Origin of the sequence: Janibacter terrae NBRC 107853 (assembly GCF_001591405.1) — a bacterium.
Taxonomy (GTDB): Bacteria; Actinomycetota; Actinomycetes; order Actinomycetales; family Dermatophilaceae; genus Janibacter; species Janibacter terrae.
Window position 1 is genome coordinate 25,698 of record NZ_BCUV01000004.1, and the last position, 17,075, is coordinate 42,772.

16 protein-coding genes are annotated in these 17,075 nt (G+C 72.5%); 13 read left to right on the forward strand and 3 right to left on the reverse strand.

Translation table 11 applies throughout. The features are described from left to right. Positions 1–9: 9 nt before the first annotated feature. The 5 genes from JT1_RS04175 (at position 10) to JT1_RS04195 (ending at position 4,173) form a co-directional block, all read left to right on the forward strand. Complete coding sequence (locus JT1_RS04175) at positions 10–1,266, forward strand: lipase family protein (protein WP_068323579.1); 1,257 nt, start codon at positions 10–12, stop codon at positions 1,264–1,266. 77 nt (positions 1,267–1,343) lie between these two features. Next, entirely contained in the window at positions 1,344–1,904 is a 561-nt protein-coding gene (gene efp, locus JT1_RS04180; protein WP_068323581.1) for an elongation factor P, read from the forward strand. Then, positions 1,905–2,318 (forward strand): transcription antitermination factor NusB, encoded by a 414-nt coding sequence (gene nusB, locus JT1_RS04185; RefSeq protein WP_068323582.1) that lies wholly within the window; start codon positions 1,905–1,907, stop codon positions 2,316–2,318. It begins immediately after the preceding gene. Between the two features lie 8 nt (positions 2,319–2,326). Then, entirely contained in the window at positions 2,327–3,514 is a 1,188-nt protein-coding gene (locus JT1_RS04190) for an AI-2E family transporter (RefSeq protein WP_068323583.1), read from the forward strand. Then, positions 3,511–4,173 (forward strand): NUDIX hydrolase, encoded by a 663-nt coding sequence (locus JT1_RS04195; protein WP_174522854.1) that lies wholly within the window; start codon positions 3,511–3,513, stop codon positions 4,171–4,173. The genes JT1_RS04190 and JT1_RS04195 overlap by 4 nt, the downstream gene beginning before the upstream one ends. Before the next feature lie 12 nt (positions 4,174–4,185). Here JT1_RS04195 and JT1_RS04200 read toward each other — a convergent pair whose 3' ends face one another. The 3 genes from JT1_RS04200 to JT1_RS04210 are packed head-to-tail and all read right to left on the reverse strand — an operon-like array spanning position 4,186 to position 6,790. Then, on the reverse strand, positions 4,186–5,034 hold the full coding sequence (locus JT1_RS04200; RefSeq protein WP_068323584.1) for a MetQ/NlpA family ABC transporter substrate-binding protein: 849 nt from the start codon (positions 5,032–5,034) through the stop codon (positions 4,186–4,188). 53 nt (positions 5,035–5,087) lie between these two features. Then, positions 5,088–5,783, reverse strand: a complete 696-nt coding sequence (locus JT1_RS04205) for a methionine ABC transporter permease (RefSeq protein WP_068323585.1) — start codon at positions 5,781–5,783, stop codon at positions 5,088–5,090. Further along, the gene (locus JT1_RS04210) at positions 5,780–6,790 is read right to left on the reverse strand and encodes a methionine ABC transporter ATP-binding protein (RefSeq protein WP_068323586.1); all 1,011 of its coding nucleotides are present in this window, start codon (positions 6,788–6,790) and stop codon (positions 5,780–5,782) included. The genes JT1_RS04205 and JT1_RS04210 overlap by 4 nt, the downstream gene beginning before the upstream one ends. 181 nt (positions 6,791–6,971) lie before the next feature. Between JT1_RS04210 and pyrR the strand changes: the two genes are divergently transcribed. From pyrR to pyrF, 8 genes are read left to right on the forward strand one after another with little or no spacing between them, the layout of a single operon-like run. Further along, positions 6,972–7,553, forward strand: coding sequence for a bifunctional pyr operon transcriptional regulator/uracil phosphoribosyltransferase PyrR (gene pyrR / locus JT1_RS04215; RefSeq protein ID WP_068323589.1), 582 nt, complete (start codon positions 6,972–6,974; stop codon positions 7,551–7,553). After that, positions 7,550–8,524, forward strand: coding sequence for an aspartate carbamoyltransferase catalytic subunit (locus tag JT1_RS04220; protein WP_068323591.1), 975 nt, complete (start codon positions 7,550–7,552; stop codon positions 8,522–8,524). The genes pyrR and JT1_RS04220 overlap by 4 nt, the downstream gene beginning before the upstream one ends. Continuing rightward, the gene (locus JT1_RS04225) at positions 8,521–9,822 is read left to right on the forward strand and encodes a dihydroorotase (RefSeq protein WP_068323593.1); all 1,302 of its coding nucleotides are present in this window, start codon (positions 8,521–8,523) and stop codon (positions 9,820–9,822) included. Before JT1_RS04220 ends, JT1_RS04225 begins: the two co-directional genes overlap by 4 nt. Continuing rightward, entirely contained in the window at positions 9,819–10,982 is a 1,164-nt protein-coding gene (gene carA, locus JT1_RS04230; protein WP_068323596.1) for a glutamine-hydrolyzing carbamoyl-phosphate synthase small subunit, read from the forward strand. The genes JT1_RS04225 and carA overlap by 4 nt, the downstream gene beginning before the upstream one ends. Beyond that, positions 10,982–14,284 (forward strand): carbamoyl-phosphate synthase large subunit, encoded by a 3,303-nt coding sequence (carB, locus tag JT1_RS04235; RefSeq protein WP_068323598.1) that lies wholly within the window; start codon positions 10,982–10,984, stop codon positions 14,282–14,284. Before carA ends, carB begins: the two co-directional genes overlap by 1 nt. Next, the gene (locus JT1_RS04240) at positions 14,281–15,180 is read left to right on the forward strand and encodes a dihydroorotate dehydrogenase electron transfer subunit (protein ID WP_211596762.1); all 900 of its coding nucleotides are present in this window, start codon (positions 14,281–14,283) and stop codon (positions 15,178–15,180) included. The genes carB and JT1_RS04240 overlap by 4 nt, the downstream gene beginning before the upstream one ends. Next, positions 15,177–16,190: a dihydroorotate dehydrogenase gene (locus JT1_RS04245; RefSeq protein WP_255218250.1), complete on the forward strand. Its 1,014-nt coding sequence runs from the start codon at positions 15,177–15,179 to the stop codon at positions 16,188–16,190. The genes JT1_RS04240 and JT1_RS04245 overlap by 4 nt, the downstream gene beginning before the upstream one ends. Then, entirely contained in the window at positions 16,187–17,062 is an 876-nt protein-coding gene (gene pyrF, locus JT1_RS04250) for an orotidine-5'-phosphate decarboxylase (protein ID WP_068323600.1), read from the forward strand. The genes JT1_RS04245 and pyrF overlap by 4 nt, the downstream gene beginning before the upstream one ends. Positions 17,063–17,075 lie beyond the last annotated feature (13 nt).

Genomic DNA, 17,075 nt, shown 5'->3' on the forward strand with positions numbered 1-17,075 from the left:
ATGCCCCGCATGACGACCTCGTGGGGCGCCGGCCGGCGTCGATGGCTGCTCGTGGCAGCGGCCGTCGTCGTGGTCCTCCTCGCAGCCCTCGTCCTGTGGCGCGCCGGCGACGACGACGTGCCGGGGGCGCCGCAGGGCCCGGCGGGGGCGGCGTTCTACTCGACGAGCGCGGAGCAGCTGTCCGCAGGGCGCCACGGCAGCCTCATCTGGTCCCGCCGGGTCGTCGACGGCCCGACGATCGGCGGGACGACGCACCTGGTCATGTACCGCTCGACGGACGCGAAGGGGGAGCCCGTCGCCGTGTCCGGGGTGGTGTCCGTGCCGGCCGGGAAGCCCCCGCAGGGCGGCTGGCCGGTCATCAGCTGGGGCCACGGCACCACCGGCATGGCCGACGAGTGCGCCCCCTCCCGCTCCCTGGTGGACCAGCAGACGGGCGTCTACACCGCGGCCATGGACCGGGCCACCGCGGACCTCGTCGGGGACGGCTACGCCGTCGCGCGCACCGACTACGAGGGGCTGGGCACGCCGGGGCCGCACCCGTACCTCATGGGGCAGTCGGCCGGGGCGGCCATGACCGACATCGTCCTGGCCGCGCACGAGCTCTCCCCGGACCTCTCCCCGCACTGGGTCGCCATGGGGCACTCGCAGGGCGCCCAGGCGGCACTCTTCACGAGCCGCTTCACCACCGGGTACTCACCCGGGCTCGACCTGGCCGGGATCGTCGCCCTGGCGCCGCCGAGCCAGCTCGGCGTCGTCGTCGAGATGGCCGACGGCGGTCGGCCCGCGGGGACGACGGCGCAGGAGCGGGCCGCCGCGGCAGATGCGGGCTCGGGGTTCCTCGGTCCGCTCATCGTCTCCGCCGCCCGCGTCGCCGGCGTGCCGGAGGAGGACGTGGTGAGCCCCGCGGGCCGCAGGCTGCTGCCGCAGCTGGAGGAGCGCTGCATCGCCGAGCTCTTCCGGCAGGACTCCTTCGGCGGCATGGACCTGCCGACCTTCCTGCGGGACGACGCCGACCTCTCCCGCATCCGCCGGGTCGTCGGCGCCAACGACGCGGCGGAGCTGCACCCGCAGGTGCCGGTCCTCGTCGTCCACGGCACGAAGGACACCACGGTGCCGCCGCTGCTCAGCGACCGCCGGGCGGAGCAGTACGAGGCGCAGGGCGCGGACCTGACGTACGAGCGCGTGCGGGGGGCCGACCACATCTCGGTGCTCGAGGAGGCCGCCGCCGACGTGAGCGCGTGGGTGTCCGAGGCGTTCGACGGTTAGGATGCTGGGCGGCCCGCGCGCGCCCTCGGCGCAGCGGTGGGAGACCAGACCGAGACGACGCGAAGGCGAGCACACCCGTGGCAACGACGAATGACCTCAAGAACGGCATGGTCCTCAACATCGACGGCCAGCTCTGGAGCGTCGTGGAGTTCCAGCACGTCAAGCCCGGCAAGGGCCCGGCCTTCGTGCGCACCAAGCTGAAGAACGTCACGAGCGGCAAGACCGTCGACAAGACCTTCAACGCCGGCACCAAGGTCGAGACGTCCAACGTCGACAAGCGCACGATGCAGTACCTGTACAACGACGGCACCGACTTCGTCTTCATGGACCCCGACACCTACGACCAGATCCCGGTCGCGCCGGAGGTCGTCGGTGACGCCGCCAAGTACATGCTGGAGAACCAGGAGGCGGTCATCGCCCGCCACGACGGCAGCGTCCTGTACGTCGAGCTGCCCGCCTCGGTCGTCCTCGAGATCACCTACACCGAGCCGGGCCTCCAGGGCGACCGCTCGACCGGTGGCACCAAGCCGGCCACCCTCGAGACCGGCGCCGAGATCGCCGTCCCGCTCTTCCTCGAGCAGGGCACCAAGGTCAAGGTCGACACCCGCGACGGCTCCTACCTCGGTCGAGTGAGCTGAGTGGGGGCACGCACCAAGGCGCGTCGGCGTGCCGTCGACCTGCTCTTCGAGGCCGAGTCCCGGGGCCTGAACGCGAGTGACCTCGCGAGCGAGCGGGCGTCGAAGCCGGTCACGCCGGCGCCGCTCAACCCGTACACGATCACCGCTGTCCAGGGCGTCGTGGCGCACTGGAACGACATCAACGACGCCCTGACCACGTACAGCCAGGGCTGGACCCTCGACCGCATGCCCGACGTCGACCGCGCCATCCTGCGGCTCGGCGCCTGGGAGATCCTCTTCAGCGAGGACGTCCCCGACCAGGTCGCCGTGAGCGAGGCCGTCGTCCTGGCGACCGAGCTCAGCACGGACGAGTCGCCGAAGTTCATCAACGGGCTGCTGGCGCGCATCGTCGAGGTCAAGCCCACCCTCGTCTGAGGAGACACATGAGCAGCGAGACCACCGTCGAGCACCGCCCCGAGCCCGTGGACCGCGGCGTCGTCATCGGACGGGGGCTGACCGCGCTCGCCCGGTGGTCGTGGCGCCTGGTCCTCCTGGCGGCCGGAGCGGTCGTGGTCTGGTGGGTCCTCGGCAAGCTCTGGGTCGGGGTCTTCCCCGTGCTCCTCGCGCTCATCGTCGCCACGGTCCTGTGGCCGCCGACCCGCTGGCTGCGGGCGAAGGGGGTGCCCTCCGCGCTCGCCGCGGCGCTGGTCATCGTCGGCTCGCTCCTCGTCTTCTTCGGGGTCCTCGGCGCGATCGCGCCCTCGCTCGTCTCGCAGTCCGGTGACCTCGCCGACCAGGCGGCCAAGGGCCTGGGCGACCTGCAGGAGCTCGCGGCCAAGCCGCCCTTCAACGTCGACAGCGCGACGATCGACGACGCGGTCGGCAAGGCGACGACCTGGCTGCAGGAGCGGAGCGGCCAGATCGCGAGCGGTGCCCTGGCCGGTGCCTCGGCCGTCGGCTCCGGCCTCGTCACCCTCGTCCTCGTCCTCGTGCTCGTCTTCTTCTTCATCAAGGACGGGCCGGCGTTCCTCCCCTTCGTCCGTCGGGTCGCCGGTGAGCGCGCCGGTGGTCACCTCACCGAGGTGGCGACGCGGTCGTGGAACACCCTGGGTGGCTTCATCCGCACCCAGGCGCTCGTCTCCGCCGTCGACGCGGTCCTCATCGGCACCGGTCTGGCGCTGCTCGGCGTGCCGCTCGCCTTCGCCCTGGCGATCCTCACCTTCTTCGGTGGCTTCGTGCCGATCGTCGGTGCCTTCGCCGTCGGCGTCCTGTCCGTCCTCGTCGCCCTCGTCGCCCAGGGCCCCACGACGGCGCTGCTCGTGCTCGCGCTGATCATCGCGGTGCAGCAGATCGAGGGCAATGTCCTCCAGCCCTTCCTCCAGGGCCGCTCGATGCAGCTGCACGCCGGCGTGATCCTCCTGGCGGTCGCGGTGGGCAGCACGCTCTTCGGCATCGTCGGTGCCTTCCTCGCCGTGCCGGTGGCCGCCGTCGCGGCGGTCGTCCTGCGGTACATCAGCGAGCAGGTCGACCTGCTCGCCGGCATCGTCAGCGCGGACGAGGTCGTCACCGAGTCGGCCGAGGGCGGGGAGGTCGCCGACGAGGTCGAGGACGAGGCCCCGGTCAGATCGTGACGCCCGTCGTCGCCCGCCCGGCCGTGAGCGTCATCCCGCTGCGTGACGGGCCGGACGGCCTCGAGGTCTTCGTCCAGCACCGCGCGACGACGATGGACTTCGCGGCCGGTGTCGTCGTCTTCCCCGGCGGCCGGTGCGACCCGGCCGACGAGGCGAGGGGAGCGGACCTCGCCCTGTCCGCCGCGACCCTCGCCGAGCACGTGCGCCGGTGGCGTCAGGTCCCCGTCGACGCCCCCGTCCACGTCGACCCGAGCGTGTCCGCGCGCACCCTGCTCGCCACCGGGCTGCGGGAGCTCGCCGAGGAGACCGGGCTCCTCGCCGACCCCGAGGCGCTGCTGCCGTGGGACCGCTGGGTGACCCCCGAGGCCTCGCCCAAGCGCTTCGACGTCGCCTTCTTCGTCCTCCCCGTGCCCGGGCACGCTCCCGACCAGCCGACGCACCTCACGACCGAGGCCACGCACTCCGTGTGGGAGGGCGTCGACGCCCTCCTCACCGCGGCGACGGAGCAGCGGCTGCGGCTGATGACCCCGACGAGGGTGCTGCTGCGCGAGCTCGCCGACCTGGGCGACGTCGCGTCGGTGCTCGCCCTGAGGCCGGTCATCACCGGCGTGCGGGACGACCGGCCCGGCAGCCGCCCACGGGCGACCGACCCCTCCTGAGCCGCGCGTCGATCAGAAGGCGGGCAGGACCTCACCGTTCGGCCAGGTCTCCTCGATGTACTTCTTGACCTCGGGGGAGTGGAGGAGCTCGTCGAGCTTCTTCAGCGACGCGTTGTCCTCGTTGGCCTTCTGCACCGCGAGGAAGTTGGCGTACGGGCTGTCCTTGCCCTCCTCGACGAGCAGCGCGTCATCGACCGACAGGTCGGCCTCGATGGCGTAGTTGCCGTTGATGACGGCGGCGTCGAGGTCCTGGAGCGAGCGCGCGAGCTGGGCCGCGTCGGTCTCCTTGAAGGTGAGGTCCTTCGGGTTGTCGGCGACGTCGAGGATGGTCGCGTTGGTCGCGTCCTTGCCGTCCTTGAGGGTGATGACGTCATTGTCGGCGAGCAGCTGCAGCGCGCGACCCTGGTTGGACGGGTCGTTGTTGATGCCGATCTGGGCGCCGTCCGGCAGGTCCTTGACGTCCTTGACCTTGTCGGAGTACAGGGCGAAGGGCTCGATGTGGATGCCCGTGTAGTGCGCGAACTCGTACCCGCGGTCCTTGACCTGCGCCTCGTAGTAGGGGAGGTGCTGGTAGTAGTTCGCGTCGAGCGTGCCCTCGGAGAGCTGGACGTTGGGCTGGACGTAGTCGTCGAAGGTCTTGATCTCCAGGTCGAGCTTCGCGTCGGGCGCGAGCTCCTTGTCGACGAACTCGAGGATCTTGGCGTGCGGGGTGGGGGACGCGCCGACGGAGATCGTGGTGACGCCGCCGTCGCCGGCCGCGGGGCCCTCGGCATCGTCCTCGACCGCGCCGCAGGCCGCGAGGGCAAGGGCGGAGACGGTGATGACCGCAGCAGCGCGGGTCGCGGAGCGGGTGGTGGGCATGGTGGTTCCTCTCGATGGGTGGCCGGTCGGGCCGGTGGTACGAAGGGGGGAGGTCAGCGGTGGTCGAGGCGGCGGGCGACGAGGTCGCCGACGACCTGGACGATCGTCACGATGACGACGAGGAGGGCGACGCAGACGATCATCACGTCGGACTCGAAGCGGTTGTACCCGTAGGACATCGCGACGGCGCCGAGGCCGCCGCCGCCGATGGCACCGGCCATCGCGGTGTAGCCGATGAGCGCGATGACCGTCGTCGTCAGTCCGGCCACGAGACCGGAGCGCGCCTCCGGGAGCAGCACCTTGCGGGTGATCTCGCGACGCGTGGCGCCCATCATCGCGACGGCCTCGACCTTGCCCGCAGGCACCTCGCGCAGCGAGGTCTCGACGAGCCGGGCGTAGAAGGGGATGGCGCCGACGGTGAGCGGGACGACCGCCGCCTGCCAGCCGATCGAGGTCCCGACGACGAAGCGCGTGAACGGGATGATCGCGATCATCAGGATGAGGAAGGGCAGCGAGCGTCCGACGTTGACGACCGCCCCGAGCGCACGGTGGACGGTGGGGTGGGGCGAGGTGCCGCCGGGCGAGCTCGTGTAGAGCAGCACACCGACGGGGATGCCGAGCAGCGCGGTGAGCACGCCCGCGAGGCCGGTCATCGCCAGCGTCTCCCAGACGGCGGTGGGGACGAGCTGGCGGATGACGTCGTTGTCGAGCCAGCGGCCCTCGGCGGCGACGGTGGTCAGGGCGGTCATGCGGCCACCTCCGGGGACAGGTGGGCGGCCTCGAGGACGCGGACGGCGTCACCGGTGCGCGCCGGCTCGACCTCGAGCTGGATGCGGCCGACGCGGCGGCCGGCGATGGTCTCGAGCGTCGCCGCGGCGACCTCGGCGGGGATGCCGGCCTCGCGCAGCAGCGCCAGGACGGCGTCGACGCTCGTGGTGCCGGAGCGGCTGTCGCCGAGCGCGACCTCGACGTAGCCACCCTCGTGCCCGAGCGGCAGCGGGGGCAGGGGGACGAGGTCGCGGTGGAGCTGGCGGCGCGGGTCGGCCACGACCTCACCGATGGGGCCGGTCTCGACGACGCGGCCGTCGGCCAGGAGGGTCACCGTGTCGCACACCTCGCGGACGACGGAGGGCTCGTGCGTGATGATGACGACGGTGATCCCGAGGTGCTCGCGCAGGTCGCGCAGCAGCCCCAGGATCTGCCGGGTGGTCGCGGCGTCCAGGGCCGAGGTCGGCTCGTCGCACAGCAGGATGTCGGGACGGGTCGCCAGGGCGCGGGCGATGCCGACGCGCTGCTGCTGGCCACCGGAGAGCTGGCCGGGGTGGTTGTCGGCGCGATCGGTGAGCCCGACGAGCTCGAGCAGCTCGGCGACGCGCGCCCGGCGCTCGTCGGCGGACCAGCCGGCGATCTCCAGGGGGAGGGCGATGTTGTCGGCGGCCGTGCGCGAGTCGAGCAGGTTGGCGTGCTGGAAGACCATGCCGAAGCGGCGACGCACCGCGCGCAGCTGCTCGCCGGCGAGGGCCGGGATGTCGGTGCCGTCGAGGTCCACCGTCCCGGAGGTCGGCCGCTCGAGCCCGGTGAGGCAGCGGATGAGCGTGGACTTGCCGGCGCCGGAGCGACCGACGATGCCGTGGATCGAGCCGCGCGCGATCGACAGGGTGATGTCGTCGAGTGCGACGACCGGCCCGCGCGCGGAGGGGAACTCCTTGCGCAGGCCGGACAGCTGCAGGAGGGGGGTCTCGGTCACGTCGAAGATAATAGGAAGTTATGTCTGGCATAAGCAAAACGCATGATGAGCCCCCTTCGCCCACGGGGTGGCGGTGCCGGGCGGACGTGGACGGATGTCGGGCGGTCCCGCCGCGGACGGTAGAGTCGGGGCCGATCGACATCCTTTAACCACTGTCCCGTGAGGCAGAGAAGGAGGTCTCGAGACACCCATGTGTCCGGACACGCCCCCAGAGGTCGGCCCCGAGCCGCCAGCCCGTGAGGTGCTCAGCACCTCCGACGTCGCCCGAGCGCTGCGTCGCATCGCCCACGAGGTCGTCGAGCGCAACAAGGGGGCCCAGGACGTCGTCCTGCTCGGCATCCCCAGTCGCGGCGTCGAGCTCGCCCAGCGCCTCGCAGCGCTCATGACGGAGATCGAGGGCGCCTCGGTACCCGTCGGCTCGCTCGACGTGACGATGTACCGCGACGACCTGCGGGGCCGCCCGACCCGCGCGCCGCAGCAGACCACCTTCCCCGCTGCCGGCGTCGACGACCGCATCGTCGTCCTCGTCGACGACGTCCTCTACTCCGGCCGGACCGTGCGCGCCGCCCTGGACGCGCTGTCCGACTACGGCCGCCCGCGGGCGGTGCGCCTGGCCGTCCTCGTCGACCGCGGGCACCGCGAGCTGCCGATCCGCGCCGACCACGTCGGCAAGAACCTCCCCACGTCCCAGGCCGAGCGCGTCACCGTGCGCCTCACCGGGCACGACGGCGTCGAGGACTCCGTGACGATCTCGGGCGGTGACCCCCGATGACCCGCCACCTGCTCTCCGTCGCCGACCTCGGCGACGACGCCCTGCGCGAGGTCCTCGACACCGCGGCCGAGATGCACGAGGTGCAGCATCGCCAGGTCAAGAAGATCCCGACCCTGCGGGGACGCACGATCATCAACCTCTTCTTCGAGGACTCCACCCGCACGCGCAGCTCCTTCGAGATCGCCGGCAAGTGGATGAGCGCCGACACGATCAACATCACCGGCAAGGGGTCCTCGACGTCGAAGGGGGAGTCCCTCCGCGACACCGTGCGCACCATCGCCGCCATGGGGGTGGACGCGATCGTCATGCGGCACCAGGCCTCCGGTGCCGCCCACCAGGTGGCCCGCTGGTTCGACGAGGCCGACGTGCGCACCTCGGTCGTCAACGCCGGCGACGGCACCCATGAGCACCCGACCCAGGCGCTGCTCGACGCCTACACGATCCGTCGGCGCCTCGGCACGCTCGAGGGCAAGCGGGTCGCGATCGTCGGGGACGTCACGCACAGCCGGGTCTTCCGCTCCAACGTCCTGTCCCTGCCGCGCCTCGGTGCGCAGGTCACGGTCGTCGCGCCGCCGACGCTCATGCCGAGCGGGGCCGCGCGCTGGGCGCAGGCCGACGGCTTCACCCTGAGCGACGACCTCGACGAGGTCATCGACTCCGGGGTCGACGCCCTGATGATGCTGCGGGTCCAGCGCGAGCGGATGTCGGGCGGGTTCTTCCCCACGGCCCGCGAGTACACGGTCGGCTACGGCCTGACCCGCGACCGCCTCGCCGCGCTCACCGCCGCCAACCCCGAGGCGGTCATCTGCCACCCCGGCCCGATGAACCGCGGCCTCGAGATCGCCGCCGACGCGGCGGACGCCGCGAGCAGCCTGGTCCTCGACCAGGTCAGCGCCGGTGTCGCCGTGCGGATGAGCGTCCTCTACCACCTGCTGGCCTCCGGCCTGACCGACGAAGGGGGCGCCGCATGAGGGACCTGCTGATCACCGGGGCCTCCCCGCTGGGCGCTGCGGCCACCGACGTGCTCGTGCGCGACGGCGCCGTCGTCGCGCTCGGGGCCGACGCCTCCGCCGACGCGACCCGGCAGGCCGAGCGCCTCGACGCCGACGGGCTGGTCCTGCTGCCCGGTTTCGTCGACCTGCACACCCACCTGCGCGAGCCCGGCCGGGAGGACGCCGAGACCGTCCGCACCGGGTCGGCCGCCGCCGCCGCCGGTGGCTTCACGGCGGTCCTCGCGATGGCCAACACCAGCCCGGTCACCGACACCGCCGAGGCCGCCGAGCGCGTCCTCGACCTCGGGGTCGCCGCCGGGCACTGCGACGTCCGGCCGATCGGTGCCGTGACCAAGAGCCTCGAGGGCGCCGAGCTGGCCGAGCTCGGTCTCATGCACCGCTCCCGGGCCCAGGTCAGGGTCTTCTCCGACGACGGCCGCTGCGTCCACGACGCGCGGGTCATGCGCCGGGCGCTCGAGTACGTGCGGGCCTTCGACGGCGTCATCTCCCAGCACGCCCAGGACCCGGCCCTCGCCGGCCCGGCCGCGTGCTGCCACGAGGGCGAGCTGAGCGGCCGCCTGGGCCTCACCGGCTGGCCGGCCGTCGCCGAGTCGAGCATCATCGCCCGCGACGCCGAGCTGGCGCTGCACACCGGCTCACGCGTGCACGTCGCTCACGTCTCGACCGCCGAGGGCGTCGAGGCCGTGCGCTGGGCCAAGCGTCGCGGGGCCCGCGTGACCGCGGAGGTGACCCCGCACCACCTCGTGCTCACGACCGACCTGCTGAGCGGCTACGACCCGGTGTACAAGGTCAACCCGCCGCTGCGCCCCGCCGAGGACGTCGAGGCGCTGCGCGAGGCCCTGGCCGACGGCACGATCGACGCCGTCGCGACCGACCACGCCCCGCACGCCCGCCACGACAAGGAGCACGCCTTCCCGGACGCCGCCTTCGGCATGCTCGGGCTCGAGACGGCCTTCTCCGTCGTGCACGACGTGATGGTCGGCTCCGGTCGCACCGACCTCGCGACGCTCGCCGAGCGGATGTCCCACGCCCCGGCCCGCATCGCCGGGCTCACCGACCACGGACGGGCGATCGAGGTCGGCTCCCCGGCCAACCTCGTCCTCGTCGACCCGAGCGAGCGGGTCACCGTCGACCCGGCCACCTCGCTCTCCCTGTCCCGCAACACCCCCTTCGCCGGGCACACCCTCACCGGGCGGGTCCGCACGACGATCCTGCGCGGCCGCGTCACGGCCACCGATGGAGAGGTCATCAGTTGAGTCACCACACCACCACCCCCGCGGTCCTCGTCCTCGAGGACGGTCGGACCTTCGCCGGCACGGCTTACGGCGCCGTCGGTGCCACCGTCGGTGAGGCGGTCTTCTCCACCGGCATGACCGGCTACCAGGAGACCCTCACCGACCCCAGCTACCGCGGCCAGGTCGTCGTCATGACCTCGCCGCACGTGGGCAACACCGGCTGGAACGACGAGGACGACGAGTCCTCCCGCATCCACGTCGCCGGCTACGTCCTGCGCGACCCCGCGATCCGCCCGAGCAGCTGGCGCTCGCGCCGCTCGCTCGAGGAGGAGCTCGCCGCGCAAGGCATCGTCAGCATCGCCGGGATCGACACCCGGGCGCTCACCCGCCACCTGCGCGAGCGGGGCGCCATGCGCGTCGGGATCTTCTCCGGCGAGGCCCTCGCCGACGAGGCGACCCTGCTGGAGCGGGTGCAGGCCGCCCCGGAGATGGCCGGCTCCGCGCTCGCGACCCAGGTGAGCACCACCGAGCCCTACGTCGTGGAGGCGAAGGGGGACAAGCGCTTCACCGTCGCCGCGATCGACCTCGGGATCAAGACCATGACCCCGAAGCGGCTCGCCGAGCGCGGCATCGAGGTCCACGTGCTGCCCGCGACCTCCACCTTCGAGCAGGTCATGGCGGTCGGCCCCGACGGCCTGTTCTTCTCCAACGGCCCCGGCGACCCGGCGACCGCGGGCGACCAGGTGGCCCTGCTCCAGGAGGCACTGCGCGCCGGCCTGCCCTACTTCGGCATCTGCTTCGGCAACCAGCTCTTCGGGCGGGCCCTGGGCTTCGGCACCTACAAGCTCAAGTACGGCCACCGCGGCATCAATCAGCCGGTCTTCGACCGGACGACCAACAAGGTCGAGGTCACCGCCCACAACCACGGCTTCGCCGTGGACGCGCCCCTCGACGAGGTGACGCAGACCCCCTTCGGCGCCGCGGCCGTGAGCCACGTGTGCCTCAACGACGACGTCGTCGAGGGCTTGGAACTACGGAGTGCTGCGGGGCAGCTCTTGGCCTTCTCCGTGCAGTACCACCCGGAGGCGGCGGCCGGCCCGCACGACGCCGCGTACCTCTTCGACCGCTTCGTCGACCTCCTCGAGACCACCACCGCCACCACCAAGGAGACCCAGGCCTGATGCCCAAGCGCGACGACATCACGAGCGTCCTCGTCATCGGCTCCGGGCCGATCGTCATCGGACAGGCCTGCGAGTTCGACTACTCCGGCACCCAGGCCTGCCGCGTGCTGCGGGAGGAGGGCGTGCGGGTCATCCTCGTCAACTCCAACCCGGCGACGATCATGACCGACCCGGAGTTCGCGGACGCGACCTACATCGAGCCGATCACCCCCGAGGTGGTCGAGAAGATCATCGAGCGCGAGCGTCCCGACGCGGTGCTCGCCACCCTCGGCGGCCAGACCGCGCTCAACACGGCGATCTCGCTCCACGAGGCCGGCGTGCTCGAGAAGTACGGTTGCCCGCTCATCGGCGCCAGCGTCGAGGCCATCGAGCTCGGCGAGGACCGCGAGCGCTTCAAGGGCGTCGTGGAGCGCTGCGGCGCCGAGTCGGCCCGCTCGATCATCTGCCACACGATGGAGGAGTGCCTGGCGGCGGCGGAGGACCTCACCTACCCGGTCGTCGTGCGGCCCTCCTTCACCATGGGCGGCCTCGGCTCCGGCTTCGCCTACGACGAGACGGACCTGCGCCGCATCGCCGGCCAGGGCCTGCAGTACAGCCCGACGACCGAGGTGCTCCTCGAGGAGTCGATCCTCGGCTGGAAGGAGTACGAGCTCGAGGTGATGAGGGACAACGTCGACAACGTCGTCGTCGTCTGCTCGATCGAGAACTTCGACCCCGTCGGTGTGCACACGGGTGACTCCATCACCGTGGCGCCCGCGCTCACCCTCACCGACCGCGAGTACCAGAAGATGCGCGACGTGGGCATCGCGGTCATCCGCGAGGTCGGCGTCGAGACCGGTGGCTGCAACATCCAGTTCGCGATCAACCCCGCCGACGGCCGGATGATCGTCATCGAGATGAACCCCCGCGTCTCGCGCTCCTCGGCCCTGGCGTCGAAGGCGACCGGCTTCCCGATCGCCAAGATCGCGGCCAAGATGGCCATCGGCTACACGCTCGACGAGGTGCCCAACGACATCACGCAGGAGACGCCGGCGGCCTTCGAGCCGAGCCTGGACTACGTCGTCGTCAAGGTGCCCCGCTTCGCGTTCGAGAAGTTCCCGGCGGCCGACCCGACCCTCACGACGACGATGAAGTCCGTCGGTGAGGCGATGGCCATCGGGCGCAACTTCACCGAGGCGCTGCAGAAGGCCCTGCGCTCCGCGGAGCGCAAGGGTGCTGCCTTCCACTGGGACGGCGACCAGCCCACGCTCGAGCACGGCCGCGAGCTCCTCGAGGCGGCACGCACGCCCACCGACGGCCGGATCGTGCAGGTGCAGCAGGCGATGCGCGCCGGCGTGTCGGTCGAGGAGGTCTTCGAGGCGACCAAGATCGACCCCTGGTACCTCGACCAGATGGCGCTCATCAACTCGGTCGCCGAGGAGGTGCACGCCGCGGAGGAGCTCAACCCGCAGGTGCTGCGCCTGGCCAAGCGGCACGGGTTCTCCGACGCCCAGATCGCCCGGCTGCGCCGGATGGACGAGGCCGTCGTGCGCGGCGTGCGCCACGCCCTCGGGGTGCGCCCGGTCTACAAGACGGTCGACACCTGCGCGGCGGAGTTCGCGGCCCGCACGCCCTACCACTACAGCTCCTACGACGAGGAGACGGAGGTCGAGCCGCGCGAGCGTCCGGCCGTCATCATCCTCGGGTCGGGGCCCAACCGCATCGGCCAGGGCGTCGAGTTCGACTACTCGTGCGTGCACGCCAGCTTCGCCCTGCGCGACGCCGGCTACGACACCGTGATGGTCAACTGCAACCCCGAGACGGTCTCGACCGACTACGACACGAGCAGCCGCCTGTACTTCGAGCCGCTGACCCTCGAGGACGCCCTCGAGGTCATCCACGCCGAGACCCAGGCCGGCCCCGTCGCGGGCGTCATCGTCCAGCTCGGCGGGCAGACGCCGCTCGGCCTCGCCGGTCAGCTGAAGGCCGCCGGCGTGCCCATCGTCGGGACCTCGCCCGAGGCGATCGACCTCGCCGAGGACCGGGGCCACTTCGGCCGGGTGCTCCACGAGGCCGGGCTCAACGCGCCCAAGCACGGCACCGCCTTCAGCGCGGAGGAGGCCGTGGAGATCGCCGGCGAGATCGGCTACCCGGTCCTGGTGCGCCCGTCCTACGTCCTGGGCGGACGCGGCATGGAGATCGTCTACGACGACGCCACGCTCTCCGAGTACGTCACCCGGGCGGCGATCGCCAGCCCCGAGCACCCGATCCTCGTCGACCGCTTCCTCGACGACGCGATCGAGATCGACGTCGACGCCCTGTACGACGGCACCGAGATGTACCTCGGCGGGATCATGGAGCACATCGAGGAGGCCGGCATCCACTCCGGTGACTCCAGCTGCACCCTCCCGCCGGCGACCCTCGGCACCTCCGAGCTGCAGCGGGTGCGAGAGGCGACCCTCGCCCTCGCCGAGGGCATCGGCGTGCGCGGCCTGATGAACGTCCAGTTCGCCCTCGCGCAGGACGTGCTCTACGTCCTGGAGGCCAACCCGCGGGCCTCGCGCACCGTCCCCTTCGTCGCCAAGGCCACGGGCGTGCCCCTGGCCAAGGCCGCGGCCCGCGTCATGCTCGGCACGAGCATCGCCGAGCTCAAGGACGAGGGCATGCTGCCCCGCCACGCCGACGGTGGCTCGATGCCGGCCCACGCGCCGATGTCGGTCAAGGAGGCCGTGCTGCCCTTCAAGCGCTTCCGGACCAAGGAGGGCGACGTCGTCGACTCGCTGCTCGGTCCCGAGATGCGCTCGACGGGCGAGGTCATGGGGATCGACGACGACTTCGGTGCCGCCTTCGCCAAGAGCCAGCTCGCGTCGCTCTCGAGCGGGCTGCCGACGACCGGCACGGTCTTCGTCTCCGTGGCCAACCGCGACAAGCGCGCGATGATCTTCCCGATCAAGCGCCTCGCCGACCTCGGTTTCACGATCCTGGCGACCCAGGGCACCGCGGACGTCCTGCGCCGCAACGCGATCGAGTGCGAGGTCGTCACCAAGCACTCCGAGCGTCGCGAAGGGGAGGTCAGCGTCGTCGACCGGATCCTCGCCGGTGAGATCGACGTCGTCTTCAACACCCCGTCCGGGCAGCACGCCCGCGCCGACGGCTACGCGATCCGCGCCGCGACGACCGCCATGGACAAGCCGATCGTCACCACGGTCCAGCAGCTCGGCGCGGCCGTGCAGTCGATCGAGGCCCGCATCCACGGCGAGCTGCGGGTCAAGCCCCTGCAGGAGCACGCCCGCGACCTCGACCTCTACGGGGTGGGGCGGTGACGGCTCGCACGATCGCGGCCCGCGAGGGGGCCGGTGTCGTCCAGGTCGACGCCGAGGTCCTGGGCAACGCCGCCGTGGGCGCCTACCGGCACCTGACGCTCGTCACGCCGGGTCTGGCCGAGATCGCGCGGCCGGGGCAGTTCGTGGCGCTGTCCGTCGGTGACGGGACGAGCTCGATGCTGCTGCGCCGCAGCTTCTCCATCCACCGGGTGAGCCCGGCCGGCACCTACGGCGGCACGACTGAGGTCGTCGTGGCGGCGCACGGGCCCGGCACCCGGGCGCTCACCGCGCTCGAGGCGGGGGAGAGCGTGAGCGTCATCGGTCCGCTCGGGCGCGGGTTCCCGCTGCCCTCGCAGCCGGTGCCGTGCATCCTCGTCGGCGGTGGCTACGGCTCCGCGCCGCTCTTCTGGCTGGCCGAGCAGCTGCGCGAGCGCGGTTGCGCCGTCGAGATCGTCCTCGGTGCGGCCTCGGCCGACCGGCTCTTCGGCGTCGTCGAGGCCCGCAGGGTCGCCGACGGCGTCACCGTGACGACCGACGACGGGTCGGCCGGCACGCAGGGCTGGGTCTCGGACGTGCTGCCCGACCTCATCACCCGCACGGGCGCCGGCGTGCTCTACGGCTGCGGGCCCATGGGCATGCTGCGCTCGATGAGCGAGATCGCCGAGGCACACGGGATCATCGCGCAGGTCGCCGTCGAGGAGGCCATGGCCTGCGGCGTCGGCATCTGCATGACGTGCGTCATGCCCGTCAGCGACGCGCAGGGCAGGACCAAGATGGTCCGCAGCTGCCTCGAGGGCCCGGTCTTCCGAGGCGACCGCGTGCGCTGGGAGGCCTTCGCGGACGGCCTGTGCCGCGTGCCCGCCGACGCGGTCGGCGCGCCGAAGGAGGCCCGATGACACCCCCTTCGTCCACGTCCGCGGCGTCCGCGGCGTCCGTGGCGTCCGTGGCGTCCGTCGACATGTCGGTGGACCTGGCCGGGGTGCGCCTGCCCAACCCGATGATGACCGCGAGCGGCTGCGCCGCCAACGGCCGGGAGATGCACCGGTTCATCGACGTGGCGCAGCTGGGCGCCTTCGTCACCAAGTCGGTCAAGGCCCAGCCCGTCTCCGGGCGCGGCACACCGCGCATGGCGGAGACCCCCTCGGGGATGCTCAACTCCATCGGCCTGCAGGGGCCGGGCGTCCAGGCCTTCGTCGAGGAGGACCTCGCCTGGCTGCACTCGATCGGCGCCCGCGTCGTCGTCTCCATCGCCGGGAGCACGGCCTCGGAGTTCGCGGGTGTCGCGCGCGCGGTCGTGCGCAGCCGGTACGCGAGCGCCGTCGCCGCCATCGAGGTCAACATCTCCTGCCCCAACGTCGCCAACCGCGGGCTCGTCTTCGCGTGCGACCCCGCGAGCTCGCACAAGGTGATGACGCTCGTGCGCGAGGAGGTCCCGCGCGGGCTGCCCATGCTCGCCAAGCTCAGCCCCGACGTCACCGACATCGTCGAGATCGCCGACACGGTGCTGCGGGCCGGCGCCCACGGCCTGACGATGATCAACACCACGCTCGGCGTCGCGATCGACGTCGACCGCCTGCGGCCCCACCTCATCGCGGCGACTGGTGGGCTCTCCGGGCCGGCGATCCGCCCGATGGCGGTCCGGGCGGTCTGGCAGGTCGCCGGGGCCATGCGCGCCGGCCGGATCAGGACCGCACCCATCGTCGGGGTCGGGGGGGTGCGGCACGGCCGCGACGCCCTCGAGCTCGTCGCGGCGGGCGCGAGCGCGATCCAGGTCGGGACGGCCGCCTTCAACGACCCGACCGCCCCCGAGCGCGTCGGGCGCGAGCTCGAGCAGCTGCTCGCCGAGCGCGGCTTCGACCGCCTGTCCGACGTCGTCGGGATCGCCCACGAGAGGTTCACGCCATGAGCGCCGACCCGCTGCCCCCCCTGCCCTTCGGCGCTCGGCTGCAGGCCGCGATGGCCGAGTACGGACCGCTGTGCGCCGGCATCGACCCGCACCGGGGCCTCGTCGAGTCGTGGGGCCTGACCTACGACCTCGCCGGCCTCGAGCGCTTCACGATGACCTGCGTCGAGGCCTTCGGGGGAGCGGTGGCCGCGGTCAAGCCGCAGTCCGCCTTCTTCGAGGTCTTCGGGGCGAAGGGGGTGGCCCTCCTCGAGCGGGCCCTCACCGATCTGCGGGACGCCGGCACCCTCACGGTGCTCGACGTCAAGCGCGGCGACATCGGCACGACCGTCGACGCCTACGGCGAGGCCTTCCTCGGCACGGACGCGCCCGCGGCCGCCGACGCGATCACGCTCAGCCCCTACCTGGGGTACGGCTCCCTGCGCCCGGCCATCGACCTCGCGCACCAGACCGGTCGCGGGGTCTTCGTCCTCGCCCTGACCTCCAACCCGGAGGGCGCCCAGGTGCAGCACGCCCGGCTCGCCGACGGCCGCTCCGTCGCCGGCGCCATCGCCGACGACGCCGCGGCGGACAACGCCGGGGCCCGCTCCCGTGGCGAGCTCGGCAGCGTCGGCCTCGTCGTCGGCGCGACCGTGGGGTCCGCCGTCGCGGACCTCGGCGTCGACCTGCCGGCCATGGGCGGACCGATCCTCGCACCCGGTCTCGGGGCGCAGGGCGCCACCGCCGCGGACGTGCGCTCGGTCTTCGCCGGGGCGCTCGGCCAGGTGCTCGCGAGCAGCAGCCGCGACGTGCTCCGGGCGGGGCCGGACGTGTCCTCCCTCCGCGCCCGGGCCCGGGAGGTGGCGACGCAGGTCGCCGACATCACCGCGGCGTGAGAGGGTGACCGGA

What these genes read in the sequence shown, in the direction of transcription:
- JT1_RS04175 (WP_068323579.1), top strand. Translation starts at nt 10, where the DNA reads ATGACGACCTCGTGGGGCGCCGGCCGGCGTCGATGGCTGCTCGTGGCA.
- JT1_RS04190 (WP_068323583.1), top strand. Translation starts at nt 2,327, where the DNA reads ATGAGCAGCGAGACCACCGTCGAGCACCGCCCCGAGCCCGTGGACCGC.
- JT1_RS04200 (WP_068323584.1), bottom strand. Translation starts at nt 5,034, where the DNA reads ATGCCCACCACCCGCTCCGCGACCCGCGCTGCTGCGGTCATCACCGTC.
- JT1_RS04205 (WP_068323585.1), bottom strand. Translation starts at nt 5,783, where the DNA reads ATGACCGCCCTGACCACCGTCGCCGCCGAGGGCCGCTGGCTCGACAAC.
- pyrR (WP_068323589.1), top strand. Translation starts at nt 6,972, where the DNA reads ATGTGTCCGGACACGCCCCCAGAGGTCGGCCCCGAGCCGCCAGCCCGT.
- JT1_RS04220 (WP_068323591.1), top strand. Translation starts at nt 7,550, where the DNA reads ATGACCCGCCACCTGCTCTCCGTCGCCGACCTCGGCGACGACGCCCTG.
- JT1_RS04225 (WP_068323593.1), top strand. Translation starts at nt 8,521, where the DNA reads ATGAGGGACCTGCTGATCACCGGGGCCTCCCCGCTGGGCGCTGCGGCC.
- carB (WP_068323598.1), top strand. Translation starts at nt 10,982, where the DNA reads ATGCCCAAGCGCGACGACATCACGAGCGTCCTCGTCATCGGCTCCGGG.
- JT1_RS04245 (WP_255218250.1), top strand. Translation starts at nt 15,177, where the DNA reads ATGACACCCCCTTCGTCCACGTCCGCGGCGTCCGCGGCGTCCGTGGCG.
- pyrF (WP_068323600.1), top strand. Translation starts at nt 16,187, where the DNA reads ATGAGCGCCGACCCGCTGCCCCCCCTGCCCTTCGGCGCTCGGCTGCAG.